Source organism: Meiothermus sp. Pnk-1 (assembly GCF_003226535.1).
Taxonomy (GTDB): domain Bacteria; phylum Deinococcota; class Deinococci; order Deinococcales; family Thermaceae; genus Allomeiothermus.
On sequence record NZ_QKOB01000003.1, the window covers coordinates 340017 to 356724 of the forward strand.

14 protein-coding genes and 1 riboswitch are annotated in these 16708 nt (G+C 64.8%); of the genes, 8 read left to right on the top strand and 6 right to left on the bottom strand.

Annotation, left to right across the window (positions count from 1 at the left end; translation table 11 throughout):
• Nucleotides 1-23: 23 nt before the first annotated feature.
• The 4 genes from rnr to DNA98_RS06450 all read right to left on the bottom strand — a co-directional run bounded on the left by rnr (nucleotide 24) and on the right by DNA98_RS06450 (nucleotide 6513).
• Nucleotides 24-2483 (bottom strand): ribonuclease R, encoded by a 2460-nt coding sequence (rnr, locus tag DNA98_RS06435; protein WP_110527862.1) that lies wholly within the window; start codon nucleotides 2481-2483, stop codon nucleotides 24-26.
• A 240-nt stretch (nucleotides 2484-2723) separates the two neighbouring features.
• Nucleotides 2724-3959, bottom strand: coding sequence for an aspartate aminotransferase family protein (locus tag DNA98_RS06440; RefSeq protein WP_110527865.1), 1236 nt, complete (start codon nucleotides 3957-3959; stop codon nucleotides 2724-2726).
• A gap of 241 nt (nucleotides 3960-4200) precedes the next feature.
• A complete protein-coding gene (locus DNA98_RS06445; protein WP_110527868.1) occupies nucleotides 4201-6027 on the bottom strand; it encodes a PKD domain-containing protein in 1827 nt (608 codons plus the stop codon).
• 27 nt (nucleotides 6028-6054) lie between these two features.
• Nucleotides 6055-6513, bottom strand: coding sequence for a carbon monoxide dehydrogenase subunit G (locus DNA98_RS06450; RefSeq protein WP_110527871.1), 459 nt, complete (start codon nucleotides 6511-6513; stop codon nucleotides 6055-6057).
• 218 nt (nucleotides 6514-6731) lie between these two features.
• Between DNA98_RS06450 and DNA98_RS06455 the strand changes: the two genes are divergently transcribed.
• The 6 genes from DNA98_RS06455 to DNA98_RS06480 all read left to right on the top strand — a co-directional run bounded on the left by DNA98_RS06455 (nucleotide 6732) and on the right by DNA98_RS06480 (nucleotide 13185).
• Nucleotides 6732-7976 carry a polysaccharide deacetylase family protein gene (locus DNA98_RS06455; RefSeq protein ID WP_199489360.1) on the top strand — a complete coding sequence of 415 codons (1245 nt, stop codon included), beginning with the start codon at nucleotides 6732-6734 and terminating at the stop codon, nucleotides 7974-7976.
• A 79-nt stretch (nucleotides 7977-8055) separates the two neighbouring features.
• Entirely contained in the window at nucleotides 8056-9207 is a 1152-nt protein-coding gene (locus DNA98_RS06460; protein ID WP_110527877.1) for an acyltransferase family protein, read from the top strand.
• Between the two features lie 73 nt (nucleotides 9208-9280).
• A complete protein-coding gene (locus DNA98_RS06465; protein WP_110527880.1) occupies nucleotides 9281-9508 on the top strand; it encodes a hypothetical protein in 228 nt (75 codons plus the stop codon).
• A gap of 94 nt (nucleotides 9509-9602) precedes the next feature.
• Nucleotides 9603-10262, top strand: coding sequence for a response regulator transcription factor (locus DNA98_RS06470; RefSeq protein ID WP_110527883.1), 660 nt, complete (start codon nucleotides 9603-9605; stop codon nucleotides 10260-10262).
• 147 nt (nucleotides 10263-10409) lie between these two features.
• Nucleotides 10410-11651, top strand: coding sequence for a HAMP domain-containing sensor histidine kinase (locus tag DNA98_RS06475; protein WP_110527886.1), 1242 nt, complete (start codon nucleotides 10410-10412; stop codon nucleotides 11649-11651).
• Between the two features lie 55 nt (nucleotides 11652-11706).
• Nucleotides 11707-13185: an ABC transporter permease subunit gene (locus DNA98_RS06480; RefSeq protein WP_174720016.1), complete on the top strand. Its 1479-nt coding sequence runs from the start codon at nucleotides 11707-11709 to the stop codon at nucleotides 13183-13185.
• A gap of 81 nt (nucleotides 13186-13266) precedes the next feature.
• On the opposite strand, the gene DNA98_RS06485 is transcribed toward DNA98_RS06480, so the two are convergent.
• Nucleotides 13267-13737, bottom strand: a complete 471-nt coding sequence (locus DNA98_RS06485) for an SWIM zinc finger domain-containing protein (protein WP_233493112.1) — start codon at nucleotides 13735-13737, stop codon at nucleotides 13267-13269.
• Nucleotides 13738-13774: 37 nt separating this feature from the next.
• Nucleotides 13775-13908: riboswitch (FMN riboswitch) on the top strand.
• Between the two features lie 146 nt (nucleotides 13909-14054).
• Here DNA98_RS06485 and DNA98_RS06490 point away from each other — a divergent pair.
• A complete protein-coding gene (locus tag DNA98_RS06490; protein ID WP_110527892.1) occupies nucleotides 14055-15020 on the top strand; it encodes an ABC transporter substrate-binding protein in 966 nt (321 codons plus the stop codon).
• Here DNA98_RS06490 and DNA98_RS06495 read toward each other — a convergent pair.
• The gene (locus DNA98_RS06495) at nucleotides 15017-15970 is read right to left on the bottom strand and encodes a PIG-L deacetylase family protein (protein ID WP_110527895.1); all 954 of its coding nucleotides are present in this window, start codon (nucleotides 15968-15970) and stop codon (nucleotides 15017-15019) included. The genes DNA98_RS06490 and DNA98_RS06495 overlap by 4 nt on opposite strands.
• A 58-nt stretch (nucleotides 15971-16028) precedes the next feature.
• Here DNA98_RS06495 and DNA98_RS06500 point away from each other — a divergent pair, with 58 nt between their 5' ends.
• Nucleotides 16029-16676, top strand: coding sequence for a GNAT family N-acetyltransferase (locus DNA98_RS06500; RefSeq protein WP_233493114.1), 648 nt, complete (start codon nucleotides 16029-16031; stop codon nucleotides 16674-16676).
• Nucleotides 16677-16708: the final 32 nt, after the last annotated feature.

The window sequence follows — 16708 nt, forward strand, 5'->3', positions numbered from 1 at the left end:
GCCCGGGCTGGGGGCCGTTCCCTTTACCGCCAGCGATTCCGACGGCGGCGCGAAGTTTTACCCTGCCGCTCTCCCGGATTGCCGCTTTGGGGCTGAGGCTTCCGGGACGATCGGGCTTCATGCCTGGGCTGGCCGCCCCTACCTCCCGCGTGGCGGTTCTGGGGTGGGGTTTCGTCCTCGGTCTTTTGCCATTCGCCAAAATACATCCGGCTCATCGTGACTTTGGGGCCGCGGTCGCGGCGCTCCCGACCCTCCGGAGGGCCGACCATGCGGCGTTTTTTCGTACCTTCCATATTCTTCTCCTTCGTACGGCTCGAGGCCGTTGTAGCAGGGCGCAGCTCAGCGAACTCGGCGGGAACCAGCTCGATCTGCCGGGTGGGCAGGTCCACCCTTTGAATCATCACCTCCAACGGATCGCCGATGCGGATGCGCCGCTTGGTGCGGGTGCCGACCAGCGAGAGGGTATCCTCCACGTACTCGTAGTGGTCGTCGAGGAGGCTCGAGGGCCGTATCATCCCCTCCACCCCGTTTTCGAGCGCCACAAACACCCCAAAGCCGGTCACCCCCGAGACCACTCCGGCAAAATGCTCGCCCCGGTGAAGCTCGGCCCAGCGGCACTGGTAGTACTTGGCGAGGTCGCGCTCGGCAGCTTCAGCCGAGCGCTCACGGCTCGAGGTGTGCTCGGCCATGCGGGGGAAGACCTCGCGCCAGCGCTCCACCTTCTCCGGGGTGAGCCTGCGCCGCATCAGGGTCTTGAGCACCCGGTGCACTACCAAGTCGGGGTAGCGGCGGATGGGGCTGGTGAAGTGCAGGTAGTGCTCGGCGGCCAGGCCGAAGTGGCCCAGGTTCTCGTGGGCGTAGCGGGCCAGCTTCAACGAGCGCAGCAGCAACGTCGAGACCACCGGTGCCTCGGGCTTGCCCTCGGCCTGCTTGAGGATGGCCTGCATGGCCTTGGGGCTGGGCTCCATCCCCGGCAACTCGTACCCCAGCTTGGAGAGTTGCGCGGCCAGCTTGGCGTAGGCCATCTCGGTGGGGTCTTCGTGGACCCGGTAGAGGGCCGGTAGCCCCTTATCCGAGAGGTGCTTGGCCACGATCCGGTTCGCTAGCAACATCAGTTCTTCGATGAGGCTGCGGGCGTCGGGCTCGGTCTGGGGAATCAGGTGGATCTCCCCCGCCTCGCCGATGTCCACCTTGACCTCGGTGAAGTGGAAGTCCAGGGCTCCTGCGGCCACCCGCTTGGTCTTGAGCTTGCGGGTCAGCTCGAGGAGGAGGGCCAGGTCGGGCTCGAGCCATTTGAACTCCTCGGGCATTCCTCTACCCTCCGCGAAGGCTTGCACCTGGGGGTAGGTAAGCCGGGCCTTGGAGCGAATGACCCCCTCCCGGAAGCTGTGCCTCAGGACCCGCCCGCCGTCGGTGATTTCTACCAGCACCGAGAGCACCAGCCGGTCCTGGCCCGGTACCAAGGAGCACACCCCGTTAGAGAGCTTCTCCGGGAGCATCGGCAGCACCCGACCCGGCAGGTAGACGCTGGTGCCTCGCTCGTAGGCTTCCTTGTCCAAGGCGCTCCCCTCCCGGACGTAGTGGGAGACATCCGCGATGTGCACCCCGATGCGGTAGCGGTTTCCCTCCAAGCGCTCCACGTGGATGGCGTCGTCAAAGTCTTTAGCGTCAACGCCGTCGATGGTAAAGACATCCTGGGAGCGGAAATCGGCGCGGCGGGCGAGCTCCTCGGGGGGGATGGACTCGGGAATAGCCTCGGCTTCTGCCAGGGTTTCCGGGTCAAACTCCGACTTGAGGTCGTGGTTGACGATCACCGCGCGGGTCTCGCTACCGGGGTCGTCGGCTAGCCCCAGGTATTCGAGGAAGGTCCCGTAGACCTCGCCCCCTCGCCCTTCTGGGTAGTGCAGTTGCACGGCGATTCGCGCGCCTTGCTCGAGGCCGGCCAGCCCTTCGGGCTCGAGCTTGACCTTGCCCGGCAGCCGGGGGTCGTCGGGAAGCACCCAGGCGTAGCCCCGGCGGAACTCGAGCCGGCCGGTGAGCTTGCGGCGCGAGCGCTCGAGCACCTGGGCCACCCTACCCCATGGCCGCCGATCCCGGCCCGGCGGCTGGGGGTAGGCCAGCACCTGGTCACCGTGCCAGGCGCCGCCCAAGAACTCTTTGGGGATGTAGAGGTCGCGCTGCTCGGGAGAGGGCAGCCGGGCCTGGTCAGGAGCTAGCGCATCGGGGATGACGAAGCCAAAGCCCGCCGGGTGCACCTGGAGGCGGCCCACAAAGCCTCCGTTCCTCCGTTTTTGCCCAGCCGGTTTAGCCTCGGGTAAGGCATATAGCCCCCGGCGAGGCTCGATCAGCCTACCCTCCTTTACCAACTCGGCTAGGGCCGACTTGACTTCTTGGCGCTCGAGGCGGAGCATCCGCTGCACCTCGCGCAGGCTGTAGGTCTTGGCTGGGTTCTTGCGCAAATACTCGAGGATACGTTCGGTCATTCAACTCCAAGGCAAAGACGACCTTGCTACTGCACCCGGGGACCAGCAGTTCGCTTCCCTACCCCGTGACTAAAACCCATGGTCCTAGATGGAGACGGATCTGTCTAGTACTGAACTCCCATTTATCCACCCCACCGGCTATTCGCGCACTTCCCCTGGTACGAGGTGTTTCCGGAGCCCGAGCGGCGTGGATCCAGTGCGCAGTGGCGCGGGGGCTGCGCCCGCCGGGGCATCGGCCCACTAAAGAACCCCTTCGAGCGTCGCCTTGGTCGCCTCGAGGCTTTGCTCGAGCGCCTCTACACAGGTGTCAATGTGTTCTTTCTCGACGATCAGCGGAGGCTCGAGGCGGACTACCTTGGGGTTATTGAGGCCAAAGGCGGTAAGGACGCCGCGCGAGGCCAGCTCGGAAACCACCAAGGCCCCGATATCGGCATCGGTGAACTCGAGGCCCACCATCAACCCCCGCCCGCGCACCTCCTCGATGAACTCAGGGTACGCGGAGTGCAGCCCGGAGAGCTTGCTCATGAGGTAGCGGCCCATCTCCTGAGCCCGAAGGGGCAGATCTAGCTCTTGCGTGACCTCGATAGCCGCCAATGCCGCCGCCGCGGCCAGGGGGTTCCCGCCGAAGGTGGAGGAGTGAATGAGGGGCTCTTTCTTGTAGATTTCGCCGATCTCCGGGCGCATGACGGTGGCGGAGATGGGCATCACCCCGCCCCCTAAAGCCTTGGCGCTGGTCAGGATGTCTGGCTCGACCCCCTCCCACTCCACCGCCCACATCTTGCCGGTGCGGCCCAAGCCGGTCTGTATTTCATCGGCGATGAGCAAGACCCCGTGCTTGCGGGCGATGGCCTGTACCTCGCACAAGTAGCCCTGCATGGGCACCCGGATGCCCCCCTCGCCCTGGATGGGCTCGAGGATGATCGCTGCGGTCTCGGGGGTGATGGCCTGGGCCACCGCCTCCGCGTCGCCAAAGGGAACCACCGTCACCCCGGGAACCAAGGGGCGTGCCGGATCCTGATAGTGCGGCTTGGGAGTGACCGAGAGGGCCCCCAGGGTCTTGCCGTGATAGGCGTTTTGGGTGGTGATGAACCCGGTCTTGCCGGTCGCCATCCGGGCGAACTTCAGGGCCGCCTCCACCGCCTCGGTACCGGAGTTCCCAAAAAAGCTCATGGAGAGCGAGCCGGGGGTGATCTCGGCCAGCTTTTCGGCCAGCCGGGCGGTGGGCTCGGAGACCAAGACCCGCACCGACATCGGCATGCGCTCGAGCTGGCGCTTCACCGCCTCCACCACCCGAGGGTGGCGGTGGCCTAGCGACAAGGTCCCATACAGCCCCAAAAAGTCCAGGTAGCGCTTGCCCTCGGTATCCCAGACGTACACTCCCTCGGCGTGGGACTCGACCTTGTCCAACCCGGTAAAGCGGAGCAGCCCGGCCAGGCCGGGGTTGACATGCCTTTCAAAAGCGGCGAACGCGTCCATGCCCTCCAGTCTACCGCCGATCGGAGGGCGGCGAGGGTTCGCAGGGCTCCTTGGGCGCGTCCCCAAATCAACCCGAAAGGCTAGGCTGCCGGGAAAGCGACATGGCGCACGATGTCGAAGGGGAGTGAGAATGGCTGGAAGCGGCCAAAGGGCCCCGTTGACCGACCAGCGAGCCCCGGCATCCCATGCTTGTTGGCCCCCTCTATCTGGCCCGAAGCGATCACCTCTGGCGCCACCTTGCTCAGGGCCGCTTGGCTACGGATCCAGCGTCGGGCAGCAGCGGTTTGTAAAACACCAGGTTCACCGGCAAAAACGAACCCGCAGCCGGGACGAACTCGAGTTCCATCCGTGGGCTCAGAAAAGGCCCATCCAGGTTGCGATAGAAAATCATCGGCAGGTCGCCGCGCAGCAACACTCCGCTTTGCGGCAACGCCACGTAAACCCCGTTGACCCGTATGGCCCCGCTATACATTCCGCCTCGGGGCGCGAAGGCCCCTACCGTCCCGGCGGCATTCTCCACGCGGATGAGGTAGGTCACCCCGTAGTTGCCCGACAAGCGGTAGGCATTGCCGCTTATGGCGTCGCGGCCTTCCAACGCGGGGTCGAGCAGGTTATCGCCTAGCACCAGCCGGCGGGCGGCGCCTGGCTCGAGCCCGGAGAGGTCCAGCCGCAGGCGGCGCACCGCGCCGAGAAATGTGCCCCGGGCATGAACGCCGTCAGGGGCCAGAACCGGCAAAGCCCGCAGGGCATCCAGGGTCGCGGGAGCGCTAAGGTTACTGAAGCTCGAGAACAAAGGCTCCTCGAGCAAGTAAAAGCTCAACTGCACGGCCCCGGTAGCCTCCAAATCGAGTTTGAAGGAAAGCCCTTCCCCCGGAGCCAGTTGGGAGGAAATGTACAGCGGCACCGCCTGACCGGCCTCGAGCACAAACTGCCCGACAGGCTTTGAGGTGAGAAAATCGAGCAGGCTCACCTGGCCCAATAGGGCTACCACCGAGGTCGAGGCGATGCTCCCTTGGCGCAGCAGGCGTACCGTCTGGGGGGAGTTGCCCATATTGGCGGCGACCAAAAGCAACCGGGCTGGCACCCCCAGGCCGTTGGTGTGGTAGGCCATTAGCCGGGCTAAACCCTGGACGGTATCCTCATAGAGCAGCCCCGAGGTAGACACCTTCTCCGGCGAGTTGCTCAACAGCAGCGGGATCGGGTCGTCCTGGCGCTCGGGGGTGAGGACCGGATAGCTCACCACCGAGGCGTCCGGGAAGGTGCGGCCCACCGGGAAATACCGCAGGGCGTAGTCGCGAGGGCTCAGATAGGGCTGGTCGAGCACCTGAATCTGCACGCTGTAGGGCTGGCTGGTCCGGCCCGCGGAGTTGGAGACGGTGAGGGTGAGGGTTTTGGGACCTGGGGTGAAATAGGCCTCCTCGCGCCCGCTCCAGCGGGCATAGATCGGAAGTCCGTCGGGGTCGTAGGAGTAATCGGTGATCTGCACCGGTTCGCCCAATCGGTATTCCAGCTTATCGGTGGCGAAGCGGGCCACCGGCAAGCGCGGGGTGTCGGCCAGGGAGGGGCAGTAGGTGAGGCTCACCAAGCGCTGGGTGGGGTCGAAGCTGACGCGTAACCCCAAAGCGGCCTCGAGCGAGCGGGCCGCCACGTAGAGCACCCCCCCTTCCAGTGCACCCACCTCCTTGAGTTCGAGCTGCTTTCCCTTCAGGCGGGCCAGTTTGAGGCTGGGATAGACCTCGAGCTCTCCTAGCCGCACCCCATCGGATCCGCCCACGGCCTCCAGCGGCAGTTCAAGCAGCCGGGCTAACTCGCGCAAGGGAAGCATCGCCCGCCCCTCCATCAGTCGGGCGGGGGCTAAAACGGCGCTGGGGCTCCCGTTGATAAAAACCGTGCCGGACTCGAGCGGCCAAACAAGCTGGCGGGCTGCTAGATGAACGCCCGCCGAGGAAGCGCTGCTCAGGGCCAACGTAAAAGCCAAAAGTAGAAAAAGTTGCAAAAGTCGTCTCAGGCCCACGGGCTCGAGCATAGCAAAACCGAGCGCCTCGAGCATCCCATCCGCCGCGCCCAACCGTGGGGACCTCCGCTCAGGGTGGGTCTATGCGGTCCGCGAGGCCCTCTCCACTGCTGTTTTGACGTTAGCAAACGTCTGGCCGATGAGCTTCTGGGCCTGGGCATCCAGCACCCGCCCACCCACCGCCGCTATCGGGCCCCGCATCACAGCTTCGCCGCTCCAATCGAGCACGGTGTTGCCCCCCTCCTCCTTGAGGCGGGCGCTGGCCAAGAGGTCTACCACGCTGCCCAAGCCCCCGCCGCTGATTTTTACCCCCATGCGATGATCGGCTGGGTCAGGCTGGAGCTCGATCTTGAACTTGAAGTTGCCCCGCACCGGACCAACCCCTACCCGCACCGTCACGTCCAGGTGGGTAGGATCATGCACCTCCACCGACTGCACGTCGGGTAAACAGGAGGCGACCTTGTGGGGGTCGTTGATAAAAGCCCAGACTTGGTCCAGGGGCAGGGGAATGGTCTCTTGGCCGGTATAAGTCAGTCTCATCTCCGCACCTCTATTTCACAGGTTACGACAACCGACACCGGCGCTCGAGGCGGCGAGCCCCCGGAGCGCCTGCTCTTCGAAAAACCCCAGGCCCCTGAAGATGTTGATATACAGGCTTCAGCTTGGCTTCACCTTATCCCCAAAACTGGGTGGGGTGAACCTTAACGGCGGCACTTGAAGCTGCCGGGGTTGTCCCATCGGCTAGAATGAAGACCTCGATGCGCCTGACCCTTATCTCGCTGTGGTGTTGGTTGACCCTCGCGTCTGCTGGTCCCTCGGCTCCCTTGCCCGACATCCTACCGGCGATACCCGGTGAAACCCAGCCCACTGCCCCCGGAACCCGGCCCGCCCAAGCGCTGCCGCAGCTCGAGCTCACCCCTCCCATCCCCGAGGTGCAAAAGGTCGAGTACGCCTCTAACGGCTTCATCGAGGTAGCCCACGCCTTGGTGCTAATGAGCGACACCCAGCCGGCGTTGATGCTGCGCAAAGCCCAGCAGGTAGTAGCCCAGGTATTCCTTACCCGATCTAGCCTCTCCGAGGTGGATATTTCCCTGTACCGGCGGGACGAGTACGCCGGGTTCGGCGGCCCCCTGCCGCGCCTGACGGCCTCGGTGCCGCGGGCCCGGCTAGACGCTTTCGAGCGCCTTACCCCGGCCAACCTAAAGAACTACGATCGCCTTTGGCTCAACCCCCGCGACCAGATCTATGGGCCTTTCCGCACCCCCACCGATGAGCTCGAGAGCAGCCTACAGTTTCAAGGTTCATCCGTACAGCTCAAAGCCCAGCGCCTGGAGCAGGCTGCGGCCGCGCTCCAGGGTGGGGTGGTAGGGAACCGCCTCTATCACGGCAACCCCGCTCTGGCCTTGGCCGCCCTCACCTTCGACGATGCCCCCCATCCGCTGTATGCTCCGCTGCTTTTAGACACCTTGCGGCGGGCTGGGGTCAAGGCCACCTTCTTCTGTATTGGGCGCAATGCCCTGGCTTACCCCTACTTTGTGCGGGATATGGTCCGGGATGGCCATGAGATCGGCAACCATACCTTTCACCATGTCCGCCTCAACACCCTAGATAAGTCCATGGTGCTCCAGGAAATCCAGGCGGCCAACCAGGTGCTCGAGCGCATCACGGGGCGTCCGATACATTATTTTCGCCCTCCCGGCGGGCGTTTTTCGCCTACGGTGCTCGAGGCGGTACGCGAGCTGAACATGACCATAGTTTTCTGGACCGACGACCCCGGCGACTTCCAAAATCTGCCCAGCGCCACCCTCGAAAACCGCCTGGAGCGCAAATTACGCCAGGGGGGGATCGTCTTGCTGCACGACAACGTACTCTCGAGCATCGAGATCCTGCCGGATTTCCTGCGCCTCGCTGAGCGGCGGGGCATCCGACTGGGCACGGTGGAGGAGCTGGTCCAAAGCCACCTGAGCAAAACCCCCGCCGAGGGTTTAGCCAACCGCAAATAGTGTTCGGGCTAACCTTGGCTTTCCCCCGCCGGGTTCACACTCCATTCATCGCCCGAGCTTTAGCTACGGGGACTGGAGTATGGCAGTCGTGCGGGATAACCCACCAGGCGAGGGCCAGCAAGCCAACATCTCGATTCCCTTGAGCAAAACCGCTGGACGTTTGCGATCGTTGGACGTGTTCCGTGGCCTCACCATCCTGCTGATGCTGTTGGTGAACAACGTCGCGCTCGACGCTAAAACCCCGTACTTGCTCACCCATGCCCCCTGGAACGGCGGGGTCTATCTGGCGGATTTGGTCTTCCCCTGGTTCTTGCTGGCGATGGGGGTGGCCATTCCCTTTGCCGCCGCGAGCTTCCGTAAAAAGAGGCTTCCGGGCTGGCGCTACGACCTCAAAGTCATCCAGCGGAGCACCTTGCTCTTTGGGTTAGGCCTGCTGATCGTGAGCAGCATCGCCCGGCACCCCGTGTTTGCCCTGGACGTGCTCCAACTCATCGCCCTGGCTTATTTGGTGGCGGCTTTGTTGTATGACCTTCCCGCCCATCGCCGGGCGATGATCGCAGGGTTTTTCTTGGTGGCCTACTGGGCCGCCATCCGTTACCTGCCGGTACCAGGGGTAGGACGGGCCATTTTCGAGGAAGACCAAAACCTGATCCTTCACTTCAACAACACCTTTTTAAACGCCGTCAACCTGCGGGGGTTGCTCTCGGCGATTCCCACTTCGGCGTTGGTGCTGCTGGGCAGCCTGGTCGGGGACTTGTTTCGCCTCGAGCTTCCCCCGTTGCGCCGCTCGGCCTGGCTTCTGCTCACCGGCTTCGGCTTCACCGCTTTGGGGATGCTGTGGAACCTCAGCCTGCCCTACAACAAAACCTTCTGGACTCCCTCCTACATCCTGCTCACGGCGGGCCTAGGCACGGTCTTGCTAGGAGCCTTTCACTACCTCGTGGATGCTCGAGGCCTGGGGTTACCGCGCGCGAGGTGGGGTTGGGCTTTCCCTCTTATGGTGTTGGGCTCAAACCCCCTCTTCGCCTACGTGGTACCGATTTTGGTCAAGGTCTGGCTGCTGCAAGGGATCGAGGTGAACGGGGTCTCGATCCAGCAAAATATCCTTAACTTCTGGCGGCGCCTAGCCGGAAGTTACGGCGGGGGCTGGCTGTACACGCTCAGCTACATCGCCTGCTGGTGGCTGGTGCTGTGGGTGCTGTACCGGCGGAGGATATTCCTGCGGGTGTGAGCCCAGCCGCCTATGGCCGACGCTTCATGTCGGGTTCACCACCTCCTCCTACCCTTGGCCTTGGAGGTAGTAGATGAAAAAAGCACTCTGGCTCGTCTTGGCAGCCCTCCCTCTGGCCTTCGCCGCAGCCCCCGCCCCCAGCAAGGGCTCTACGCAGAGCAAGCCCGCCGTGACCCAAGTGGTCAAGAAGGGCCTCAAGAAAACCGTCCACAAGGTGAAGCGGCGGAAGGTTGTACGCCACGTCAGGCACGTCACCAAAAAGGCCAGCCCCCACAAGGTCAAGCCGGTCAAAAAACCCTAATCCTTACCTCCGCAACCCCGCTCTCCTCTTGCAGGCCCCGGCTCCTTCAGGCCGGGGTCAAATCGTCAACAAAAACCCTTAGGCTAAAGGAGAAATGCGTGTGCTGTTGGTAGAAGACGATCCAAGCCTGGGCCAGACCTTGCAGGAAAGCCTGGCGGCGCAGGGATTCAAGCCACGCCTGGCCACCTCGGCGGAGGCCGCCTGGGAAGCCCTGTGGCAGGAAGCGGTAGACCTTGTCGTGCTAGACGTCATGCTTCCGGAAGGTGAGGAGGCCGGGTTTGAGCTGGCGCGGGGGTTGCGTGAGGCGGGGTTTCGTCAGCCCATCCTGTTCCTCACCGCCCGCGAGGCCTTGCCGGATCGGGTGCGGGGCCTCGAGGTGGGCGACGACTACCTGGCCAAGCCCTTCGCCCTGGCCGAGCTGGTGGCCCGCCTACGGGCTTTGGCCCGGCGCGGCGAGGTGCGGCCCAAGGTAGTCCAGGTTGGGCCGCTCGAGGTCGCCCTGGAGCGGCGGGAGGTGCGCTACCGGGGGCAGATGGTCCGGCTCACCGCCAAGGAGTACCAGGTGCTCGAGCTGTTTGTAATCAACCCCGGGCGGATCTTCACCCGTGAGGAGGTGCTCGAGCGGGTCTGGGGCCCGGGGTTCGAGTCCGATTCCAACCTCATCGACGTGTACATCAAAAACCTGCGCAAAAAGCTCTATGATCACGTCATCGAGACCGTACGAGGGCTGGGGTACCGCTTCGCTGAGGCGTAGTTTCGCCGAGCGAAGCGAGGGGTGGCGTAGTTTCGCCGAGCGAGACGCTTCTTTCGCCGCCGGTAGGCGGGGTAGCGAGACGCTTGTTTCGGCGCAAGCCGTGGGGTGGCGTAGTTTCGCCGAGCGGGCCGGGGGGTTCGATCCTTCATGACCCTCCGCGTCCGACTGGCCCTCATCACCTCCGGGCTCACCCTGTTGGGGCTCGTCCTGGGGCTTTCCATTACCTACGAGGGGCTCGAGCGCAGCCGCCTGGCCGACCTCGACCAGGAGCTCAAGCTACAGGCCGAGCTGATCCTGGAAAAAGGCCTAGCCAGCCCGCAGCACCAAATTCCCTCAGAGATCGAGGACGAACTCCTTCAGGAGAGCGGGCTGAGTTCGGCCCAACTGTACCGAGGCCGGCAGAAGATCTGGGAGGGGGGTGCGGTGCAGCTAGACCAACCCCTTGACGCCTCCCGCCTGGGCCGAAGCGGGATCTCCGAATCCCAGGGTTGGCGGGTCTACACCCTCAGCCGACAGGGCCTCAGCGTGCAGGTGGGGCAGCCCCTGCTGCCCTTGCGCGAGACCCTCACCCGCTACGTGGAGGTGGCGGTTCCGCTGGCCGTGCTGCTGGCCCTGCTTTCAGGCGGGTTGGCCTTCGCTGCGGTGGGGCTGGCGGTACGTCCGCTCGAGCGCCTTACCCAGGCCGCTCGAGGCTTCGGCAGCGGCGGCGAGGTCCCGCCCATCCAGGGCAAGGACGAGGCCGCCACGCTGGCCAAGGCTTTTGCCGGATTGCTGGGCGACCTGAGGGCACAGCGCGAGTGGGAGCAGCGCTTTCTGGCCTATGCCGCCCACGAGCTGCGCACCCCGCTCTCGGCGTTTAGGGCCAGCCTGGAGGCAGCCCGTATCCGGGGGCGGCTCGAGGCCGAGCAGCTCTTTCGGCTACACCGCGAAGCCCTGCGGCTCGAGACCCTAGCCCAGAACCTGCTGGCCCTCTCGCGCGCCGAAGCGGGCGAAGTGCGCGGACAACCCCTAGACCTGGCCGACCTGGTCTCGGAAGCCTTCGACCGCTTCCAGCCGCTTGCCCTCGAGCGCAGGCTCGAGCTGGACCTCGAGGCGGATTCGGCCCCCACCCATGCCGATCCTCAGCTTTTGGAACAGGCCCTCAATAACCTGGTGGCCAATGCCCTGCGCTACACCCCTTCGGGCAGGGTCACGCTGAAAAGCGGCCAGGAAGACGGGCAGGCTTACCTCGAGGTAGCGGACACCGGCCCCGGCTTCCCTATCCACGCTGCGGAGGGCCTGGGTCTGCGGGTGGTGCGGGCGGTGGTAGCGGCCCACCACGGGAGGGCCGAGTTCGAGAGCAGGCAGGGGGCGAGGGTACGGTTGTGGTTTCCCAGCCTGCGGCTCTAATCTTTCGTAACCTGCCCCCGAAAGGCGGGGCCACCCCGTGAGGTAAAGTATCGCTGTGATCGAATCTTCTCCTCTCCCGGTGCAAGTGCCCACCAGCGACGTCGCCATCCGGCTGGAGGGGGTTAGGGTGCGCTTTGACGGCCAGGAGGTGCTCAAGGGGGTTGACCTGGAGGTCAGGAAGGGGGAATTCATCGCCATCATCGGGCCCTCGGGTGGGGGCAAGAGCACCCTGCTGCGGGTGATTGCCGGGTTGCAGAAAGCCCAGGGATCGGTCAGCGTGGTGGGACAACCCGCGATGGTCTTCCAGGACTACCGCCTGCTCCCCTGGCGCACCGTGGAGGGGAATATCCGTCTGCCCATCGAGCTCACCGGGCGGGGTAAGGTCGAGACCTACCTGGGGATGCGTAAGGTGAAGCACCTGTATCCCCACCAGCTCTCGGGCGGAATGAAGGCCCGCGTGGCCATCGCCCGCGCGCTGGCGCAAGACGCCGAGGTGCTGCTGATGGACGAGCCTTTCGCGGCCCTCGACGCCTTGGTGCGTGAGCGCTTCAACCTGGAGCTCAAAAGCCTGCACGCCCGCACCGGCAAGACCATCGTCTTCGTCACCCACTCCATCCGCGAGGCGGTGTACCTAGCCGACCGGGTGGTGGTGCTCAAGGACGGGCGGGTTGACACCGTGCTGGACACCTCCGGCGAGGGACGTCTTACCGCTTTCACCGATGGGCTCGAGGCCCTCCTGCGCGAGCGGCTGGGCATCGCCGACTCCACCCACGTCGAACCTCCGCCCAAACCCCTGCGCCCCCCCTGGGAACTCCTCGGGACGCTGGGCCTGGCCGGGCTCTTGCTCCTGAGCTGGGCCTGGCTCTCGGCCCGCATTCCTCTCTTCTTCCCCTCGCCCTTTGCGGTGTGGCAGGCCGCGGTGCACAACGCTCCCCAACTGGCCCAAAGCGCCTTGGCCACGCTCCAGGTCGCCTTGCTGGGGGTGCTGTGCGCGCTGGGGATCGGCACCCCTATCGGTTACCTGATGGGGCGCATCCGAGCCCTCGAGCGGCTCCTCTCGCCTTTTATCGTGGCGTTACAGGCCATCCCCACGGTGATCGTGGCCCCCCTCCTGGTGATCTGGTTCGGCTTCAGCCTCGAGGCCAAGCTCATCACCACCACCCTCATCTCGATCTTCCCGGTGATGGTCTCGACCATGGTCGGGGTGCGGGAGGTAGACCGGATCTACCGCGAGGTGTTTCAGACCATCGGGGCCAGCCCCTGGGGGGTGTTTACCAAGCTCGAGGTGCCCGGCGCGCTGCCGGTGGTGCTGGGAGGGCTACGCCTTACGGTCTCGCTGGCCCTGATCGGCGCGGTGGTCGCCGACTTCACCTTCCAAGGCCAGGGCCTGGGGGCTTTCGCCAACACCGAGCGGCTTTCCTTCCGCTATGCGAGCGCCTTCGCTGCGGTAGGGGTCAACGTGGTCCTGGGCATCGCGCTGTACGGGTTGGTGACGCTGCTGGAGTACTGGGTGTTGCGCTACCGCAGGCGGTGATAGCCGAACGCGGGTCCTACGCCGAAGGCAAGACGCCCCGGAGCCTCGAGCTGATAGCTGACCGCCCCGCACACTGCGCCCCTACTCGGCTCGCTGCAGCAAATTGTAGGCGAACTCTTCCATCAGCTCCGGGCGCTGTTCGGCTAGTTCCCAGAGAAGCTCTAGCAAATCCTCATCGGGAAGCTCTTGCAGGGCCAACTGCCCGGGGTCTGTAGTCTTTTTCCGCTTGCGCTTGGCCTGGAAGAGTTCGGGGGCTTCCTGGATCGCGTAGGCCACCGCCACCACGTGCTTGCACACCGGACCCCAAGCATAGGGGCAGGTACAGCCCCAGTCCTGCTTCTTTAGGTCGATCCAGGTGCGGTAGGGGTAGGGCGCGCTGCCCTGCACGCGGGCGCTGTAGCGCTGGCCCTGCCGGGTGCCCTCGAGCACCCTCCCTTGGCCGAACAGGGCGTAGCCCCGCTCCTGCACCTCGAGGGTCGCCAATGCTACGATCTCCCCTGGGTCAAACCCGGCCAATGCCCCTCCATCATAGCCAGGCCACTTTTCATCCACCAAGGGGTGTGGTTAAACTGTCTGCGGGTCGCCAGACCCATTCCTTCAGGGCGGAGTGCAAGTCTCCACCGGCGGTACAGCCCGCGAAGCCTGGAAATCTGTACCACATCCAGGCCCGATTCGGTGAAACTCCGAAGCCGACCGTGACAGTCGGGATGGGAGAAGGAGTGAAGCTCGGGTCACCTGGCTCGAGCGCAAGGCATGTCCAATACCTCATAACCCACCCCCTACAGCGCATGGCTCACGGCAGCGTCGGTCGGTTCGTGCCCGACCGGGTTCCGCTTTGGGTTGCACGGCTGAGGTGAGGTTTGCTCGAGATGAAACAGTGGGTCTTCCTGGTCTTGGCATTGGTCTTTTCGTTGGCGCAGGCCGAAAAGGTGCGGGTGGGGTTGGGCTATGTGCCCGACGTGCAGTTCGCCCCCTTTTACGCGGGGGTGGTAGAGGGCATTTATGCCAAGCGGGGCCTCGAGGTCGAGTTCCAGCACGGCTTTGCCAGCGAACTCTACCCCCTGCTCGCCCAGGGCAAGCTGGACTTCGTGGTCGCCGACGCCGAGGACGTGATCGCGCTGCGGGCGCAGGGCCTCCCGCTGAAATACGTCATGGCGCTGTACCAGTCGGTGCCCAACGCCCTGTTCTCGCTGGCCGAGAAGAACATCCGGTCGGTGCGCGACCTCAAGGGCAAGACCATCGGCATGCCGGGGATGTTCGGGGTCTCGCTGACCTCGCTCCAGGCCATCCTGCGGGCAGCCGGGCTCAAAGAGTCCGACGTCAAGATCGTCACCATCGGCTTCACCCAGGCCGAGGCCATCGTGCAGGGGCGGGTGGACGTGGCCATGGGCTTCATCAATAACGAGCCGGTCTTCCTGCAGCGCCAGGGGGTCAAGCTCAACGTGATCCCCGCCGGCCCCTACAACCGCTCGCCGGGCAACGGGGTCATCAGCACCGACAAGGTGCTCGAGAACGCCGACCTCGCCCGCCGCTTCCTCGGCGCCTCGCAGGAGGCGGTGGCCTTCACCCTCGCCCACCCGCGCCAAGCTTTTGAAGACGCCAAGAAATACGTACAGAACCTTGACGAGGCGCGCTACGCGGTGCTCATGGCCTCCATTCGGCTGTACGAGTCCCCCTACACCCGCCAGCATGGGCTGGGCTTTTCCAACCCCCAAGGCTGGATCAGCAGCTATACCCTGCTGAAGCAAACCGGGCGGGTCAAGACCGAGCTGCCGGTGACGGCCTTCTACACCAACGAGTTTCTCACCCCCAAGGTGCAGGCCCATTTACCCTAGGGCAGCGGGGTGGGAGAGTATAGCTCGTTTTTCCGCACAAAGGCCAGCATAAAACGCGAGAGCAACTCCATCTGACTGCCGTGGGCGCGGGTGGCCTCGAGCTTGGTCTGCTCCTCCTCTGAGTCTAGGTCCAGCCGCTCCCACGGCAGCCCCCGGCCTCGGGGTGGGGGCTCGAGCGGCAGGGCCGGGTGCAGCCCCTTGGGCAAAGGCCACTCCAGCCCCCCGTGGACGATCCAGTAGCGCAGCCGCTCCAGCTCACCCCGCCGCCCCAGTACCCGGATGGCTACCTCGCCGACCGCGCGGTGATCGGGGTGGGCGTCTTTGGGGCTAGGGGCCAGGACCAGGGTCGGCCTCACCGCATTTAGCACCTGCTCGAAGTCGTACTCGAGGTTTTGCCCGGTGTAGGCCGCACCAGGAGATAGGGCTTGGGCATAGGGCACCGCGTCCACGCCGGTAAGCCGCGAGCGATAGCGCCGAGAGGGGTGGGCGACCATCTGCCCTAGCCCCCGGTCGGGGTAGCCCAGAAAGTACAGGTTGGCCTCGGGAATCCCCAGGATTCCGGCGGCTTTGCGCGCCTCGAGGATGCGGCGGTTGCCCAGCTCGAGCGAGGCTCGCCCCCGGGGCCGCAGGGTGCGCTCGGTTAGGGTCGCGGCCCACTCGAAGCCGTCCCCGCTGGTAAACCAGACCACATAGACCTGGCCGCCCGCCCGGAGCACCTGCTGGATGGCTCCCGCACAGCACAGCGTCTCGTCATCGGGGTGGGGCGAGAGCACCAGCAAGCGCTCCTGACCGAAGGAGAGGGTAGGGAGGCGGGCCACCTGGGGCATGTACCACAGCCGGTAGCCCACCGCGACGAGACCCGGCGCGTTGATCGCGAGGAATAGAACGGCCACCGCGGCTAGGGCCAGATAGCGTTTTTTGAAGCGACGAGGGGCAACCGATAGACGCATCTATCCCATGATCTCGCAAAATCGCCCGGCGAGTAAGGCCCGGTATCATGGAAAAGCCGTGGCCACACCCCGCCGATCGCTCACCATCCGCCCGGCGCGGCCCAGCGACCTCGAGGCCCTGGGCCAAATCGCCTATGCGACCGGGTTTTTCGGCGACTCGGCAGCGGTCTATTTCCCCAGCCCGCCCCTCTTTCGCGACCTGTGGATCAAGCCCTATCTGAACGGGGTCGGGGCCTGCAATTTCGTGGCCGAGCTCGAGGGAGAAATCGTCGGCTATATCGTCGGCGCCCCCGATGAACGGGCTTACCAACGGTACTTTCTGCGATCAGCTTGGGAAATCCTGAGGAAAATCCTCAGCGGAGGGTACCCTGGCTTGCTCAAAAGCGCCCTCTACCTGCTCCGTGCCGCCCGCTACGGCAGCCGCCAGGCCCCTATCGAGCGCTACCCGGCCCACCTGCACATCAACCTGCTCCCGCAGGCGCGGGGGTTGGGAGCGGGGCAGAAGTTGTTGGAGGCCCACCTGGACTGCCTGAGGGCTCGGGGCATCGCTGGGGTTCAGCTTTCCACTACCCAGGAGAACCAGGCGGCTTTGGGGCTTTATCGAAAGCTCGGCTTCGAAGTCTACATCCAGTGGCAAAGCCCCCTGTGGAAACCCTGGCTGGGGCGGGAGGCCGTCCATCTAGTCATGGTCAAGGACCTGTCGTAAAAAGGCCCGACTGTCGTGCGCTGTACGCGGGT